Annotated in this window: 5 protein-coding genes; 4 read left to right on the plus strand and 1 reads right to left on the minus strand. The window is 71.2% G+C overall.

What is annotated here, in order from left to right; translation table 11 throughout:
- Positions 1-649: 3-keto-disaccharide hydrolase (locus ACQKIP_RS37685; RefSeq protein WP_427745175.1), on the plus strand; the 649-nt coding region annotated here is incomplete at its 5' end.
- Between the two features lie 147 nt (positions 650-796).
- Positions 797-1243: a peptidase inhibitor family I36 protein gene (locus ACQKIP_RS37690; protein WP_365856598.1), complete on the plus strand. Its 447-nt coding sequence runs from the start codon at positions 797-799 to the stop codon at positions 1241-1243.
- A gap of 3 nt (positions 1244-1246) precedes the next feature.
- Here the strand turns inward: ACQKIP_RS37690 and ACQKIP_RS37695 are convergent, their stop codons facing one another.
- Complete coding sequence (locus ACQKIP_RS37695) at positions 1247-1810, minus strand: MSMEG_1061 family FMN-dependent PPOX-type flavoprotein (RefSeq protein ID WP_365857112.1); 564 nt, start codon at positions 1808-1810, stop codon at positions 1247-1249.
- 185 nt (positions 1811-1995) lie between these two features.
- Between ACQKIP_RS37695 and ACQKIP_RS37700 the strand changes: the two genes are divergently transcribed.
- Positions 1996-3081 carry a FecCD family ABC transporter permease gene (locus tag ACQKIP_RS37700; protein ID WP_427745176.1) on the plus strand — a complete coding sequence of 362 codons (1086 nt, stop codon included), beginning with the start codon at positions 1996-1998 and terminating at the stop codon, positions 3079-3081.
- Between the two features lie 43 nt (positions 3082-3124).
- The coding region (locus ACQKIP_RS37705) for a FecCD family ABC transporter permease (protein ID WP_427745177.1) at positions 3125-4297 on the plus strand (1173 nt) is incomplete at its 3' end.

The following is a 4297-nucleotide window of genomic DNA, read 5'->3' on the forward strand; positions in this document are numbered from 1 at the left end:
CTCCTACCGGGCGGGGGACACCGGGCACGTCAATCTCGACATGATCGAGGTGCGCAAGCCGGGTGCCCGCATCGACCTGTTCTCCGGCGGCAGCGCCTCCACCGCCTGGCAGCACACCGACGGCCGCAGCGTGAAGTGGCCGCACACGGCCGAGAAGTCGATCGAGGTGTGCTGCGGGGACATCCGCACCAAGCAGGCCTTCGGCGACTTCAAGCTGCACGCCGAATTCCGGGTGCCGAAGCTGCCGGACGATGTCACCGGGCAGGATCGCGGCAACAGCGGGATCTATCTCCAGGAGCGCTACGAGGTCCAGATCCTGGACTCCTACGGCGTGGAGAAGCTCGCGAACAACGAGGCCGGTGCGATCTACACCAAGAAGGCCGCGGATCTGAACGCCTCGACGGCGCCGGAGACTTGGCAGACTTACGACATCACCTTCCGCGCCGCCCGCTTCGACGCGGACGGCAAGAAGACCGAGGACGCCAGGATCAGCGTGGTGTGGAACGGCAAGAAGGTCCACGACAACGTGGCCGTCGACGGCCAGACCGGAGCGGGCGATCCCGAATCCGCGGCGTTGGGCGCCATCCGGCTGCAGGACCACGGCAACAAGGTCCGCTTCCGCAACGTGTGGATCGAGCCGGTGGACTGATCCGGACCGTCCGATGGCATCACCCCTGCGGGGGATGGCGGTTCACCGGACGGGACAAGGAACCTGACGAGGCAACGGCCCGCGCACCGCGGGCCGTTGTCCGCACCATCACGGGCCCACGGGCCCCGACAGCTAAGGCGGACCAGCATGGGGCTGAAGCACATCAGCATGCGCAGGGCAACGGGCCCGAAGAACAGGCTCCCGGCACTCCTCGTGGCTCTGGCCGCGGCAGGCGCCGCGCTTGTGCCGGTCTCCACGGCACACGCGGCCGACGGATACGACCGGTGTCCCGACGGCTCCTACTGCATGTTCTCGGGCCTCGACGGAACCGGCGACATGATCACCGTCAGCGGGAGCACCCCGGATCTCGCGGCTCTGGGCATGGACGACCGGGCCAAGTCCGACTGGAACCGGACAGCGTCGACCATCTACCTGTGGTCCGATGCGGACTACTCGGGCTGCACCGTCGTGACCTCTTCCGGCCCGACCGGCAAGGGCAACTTCTTCCCCGCCTACCGGGACTTTCTGAGCTCGGTGCAGTTCGGCGGCCCGGGCGGCCCGAGCTGCGGCACGCCGCCCGGCGGGGACGGCTGAGGATCAGCTCCCGGCTCCCGGCCAGGTGTCCGGCTGCCAGAGGCCGGAGCGGCGCAGGGACTGGGAGCAGTGCAGGTAGATCTCGTCGATGTCGACGACGATGGCGAGGCGCGGGCGCTGGCCCTTGACGGTCATCAGGTCGAAGAACGGGGCGTCCGTCAGGATGCGCGCCCGGCCGTTGATGCGCAGGATCTCGCCGCTGCCCGGCACCAGGTGCAGTAGCCCCACGTGCGGGTTCTTGAGGATGTTGCGGAAGCTGTCGCCGCGCCGGTTGCCGGGGCGGTCGGGCAGCACGACGGTGCGTGCGTCGAGGACGTGGATGAAGCCCGCCGCGCCGCCGCGCGGGGAGGTGTCGCAGTTGCCTTCCGCGTCCGAGGTGGAGACGGCGCAGAACGGGGAGCGGGCCAGGATGGCCAGGTCCTGCTCGGTCAGCTCGGCATGGACCTTGTCGATGACGATCGGGTGGGGCTCGCCGAGCAGTTCGGCCAGCTCCGCCTCCGAGCCGAGCTCCTGCCAGGTATGCGGGGCCGTGGCGCTACCGCCGAAGGATGGGGCGGTTGCGGGTATCGCGGCGTCGGGCACGAGGGTCCTCACAGATCGGCGAGCGGACGAACAGACTGGCGATTATGTAATGTTAGGCTCACCTTACTGGAGTGGAAAACGGCAGGTGAGTGTGCCCCTGCCTGAACAGGGAGCGCTTGATTCATGGCTGGGAGCAGCCGCACTGGGTGTGGATCCCGAAGGCGACGGTCGTGAAGGCAGCCTCCGCCGCCGCCTCCCCGGGCAGCGATACGGCCACCGACGCGACGGTCGCCAAAGCAGCGCACGGCGGCGGGCGCAGAGCTCCGGCCCTGGGGGCCGGTCTGGTCGCGCTGGTCGCGGTCCTGCTGCTCGTCATGTGGGCGAGCCTGCTGGTCGGCTCCGGCGATGTCGGTGCCGGTGATCTGCTGCCCGGCATCTTCGATCCGGATCTGTCCGACAAGGGCCAGCTGATCTTGCAGGAGGTCCGGCTGCCGCGTACGGCGGCCGGGCTGCTCGCCGGGGTCGCACTCGGCCTGGCCGGCACGGTGATGCAGGGCGTGGCCCGCAATCCCCTCGCCGATCCGGGTGTCCTCGGCGTCAACTCCGGCGCCTCCGCCGCCGTCGTCTTCGCGATCAGCATCCTGGGCATGTCCGATCCCGGTCACTACATCTGGTTCGGTTTCCTGGGTGCCCTGGTCGCCTCGCTCGTCGTGTTCGGCATCGGCTCCATGGGCCGGGAGGGGGCCACGCCGGTCAAGCTGGCGCTTGCCGGCGCGGCGACCGGTGCGGCCCTGCTGTCGCTGACCACGTCGATGCTGCTCACCGACTCCAAGTCCTACGACCAGTACCGCTTCTGGCAGGTCGGCTCGCTCACCGGGCGCGAGGCCGCCGTGCTGTGGCAGGCCCTGCCGTTCATCGCGGTCGGCACCGTCCTGGCGCTGCTGCTCGGTCCGCGCCTGAACGCCCTGTCCCTCGGTGACGACCTGGCGCGCGGTCTTGGCCAGCGGATCGGCGTGGCGCGTGCCGCCTGCGCGGTGGCCGTGGTGCTGCTGTGCGGCGCCGCGACGGTCGTCGCCGGACCGATCGCCTTCCTGGGGCTTGTCGTGCCGCACGCCGCCCGGCTGTTCACCGGGCCTGACTACCGCTGGGTCCTGCCGTACAGCGCGCTGATCGCGCCGTCGCTGCTGCTGATCGCGGACATCGTGGGCCGGGTGATCGCCCCGCCCGGCGAGGTGCAGGCGGGCATCGTGACCGCCGCCATCGGTGCGATTCCCTTCGTGCTGCTCGTACGCCGCCGGAAGCTGTCCGAGCTGTGAGCGCGGGGTGCAAGTAGTGGGCGACCGCAGAGAGAAGGCGGGCATGGGCGCGGCAGGGTCTTCCGGCGCGAGCAAAGTCGGCGGAGCGCGTGGACCGGCCGGCGCGAGCGGGGCACTGGCCGTGCGCGGCGCCGGGAGCGAGGTGTCGCGGGCCGAGGCGGTGCGCCGCATCCACGGCGTACGGCGGGCCCGCCGGGCACGCGGGGTGCTGGTGCAGGTGGTACTTGTGGCGGCGCTCACGGCGGTGTTCTGTGCCGCGCTGAGCTACGGCGACATGTCCGTGCCGCTGGGCGACGTGATCGGCGCGCTGAGCGGCGGCGGCGATGCCGGCTCGCACTTCGTGGTGGTGGAGCTGCGACTGCCGCGGGTGCTGCTGGGTCTGCTCGTCGGTCTCGCCTTCGGGCTCAGCGGGGCGCTGTTCCAGGCACTGCTGCGCAATCCCCTGGCCAGCCCCGACGTGATCGGCATCAGCCAGGGTGCGAGCGCCGCGGCCGTCCTTGCCTCGCTGGGCTTCGCGGTCAGCGGCTTCGCGCTGTCGGCCGCCGCGCTGGGCGGCGCGCTGCTGAGTGCGGCGGTCATCTACGCCTTCGCCTGGCGTCGCAATGTCTCCGGTCAGCGTTTCGTGCTCGTGGGCATCGGCATCGGTGCGGGGCTCTCCAGCGTCACGTCGTACCTGCTGACCAACTCCGAGGTGACCGAGGCGCAGAACGCCCTGGTGTGGCTCACCGGCAGCCTCAACGGCAGCACCCTGGAGCAGGTGTGGCCGCTGCTCGGCGCGCTCGCGGTGCTGCTGCCGCTGACCGCCCTCGCCGCGCGTGACCTGGGCCCGTTGCAGCTCGGCGACGACACCGCGGCCGGGCTCGGCACCCGCGTGGGCCGCGGCCGGCTCGCGCTCCTCGGCTGTGCGGTGGCGCTGGCCGGGGTCGCCACGGCGGCGGCGGGACCGGTCGCGTTCGTCGCGTTCGTGTCGGCGCCGGTGGCCCGGCGTCTGGTGCCCGGCGCGGGTGCCGCACTGGTGCCCGCCGCGCTGACCGGCGCTCTCCTAGTGACGGTGGCCGACTTCGCCGCCCAGCATCTGCTGTGGTCCAGCCAGTTCCCGGTCGGCGTGGTCACCAGCCTGATCGGGGCCCCCTATCTGCTGTGGCTGCTGGCCCGCGCCAATCGCACGGGGAGGGCCGGATCACGGTGGCGGACGAACGCAAGGACAGAGACAGAG

Origin of the sequence: Streptomyces sp. NPDC059900, assembly GCF_050270335.1 — a bacterium.
GTDB lineage: Bacteria > Actinomycetota > Actinomycetes > Streptomycetales > Streptomycetaceae > Streptomyces.

Excerpts from the sequence above, each read along its gene's own strand:
- ACQKIP_RS37690 (WP_365856598.1), top strand. The coding sequence starts at position 797 with ATGGGGCTGAAGCACATCAGCATGCGCAGGGCAACGGGCCCGAAGAAC.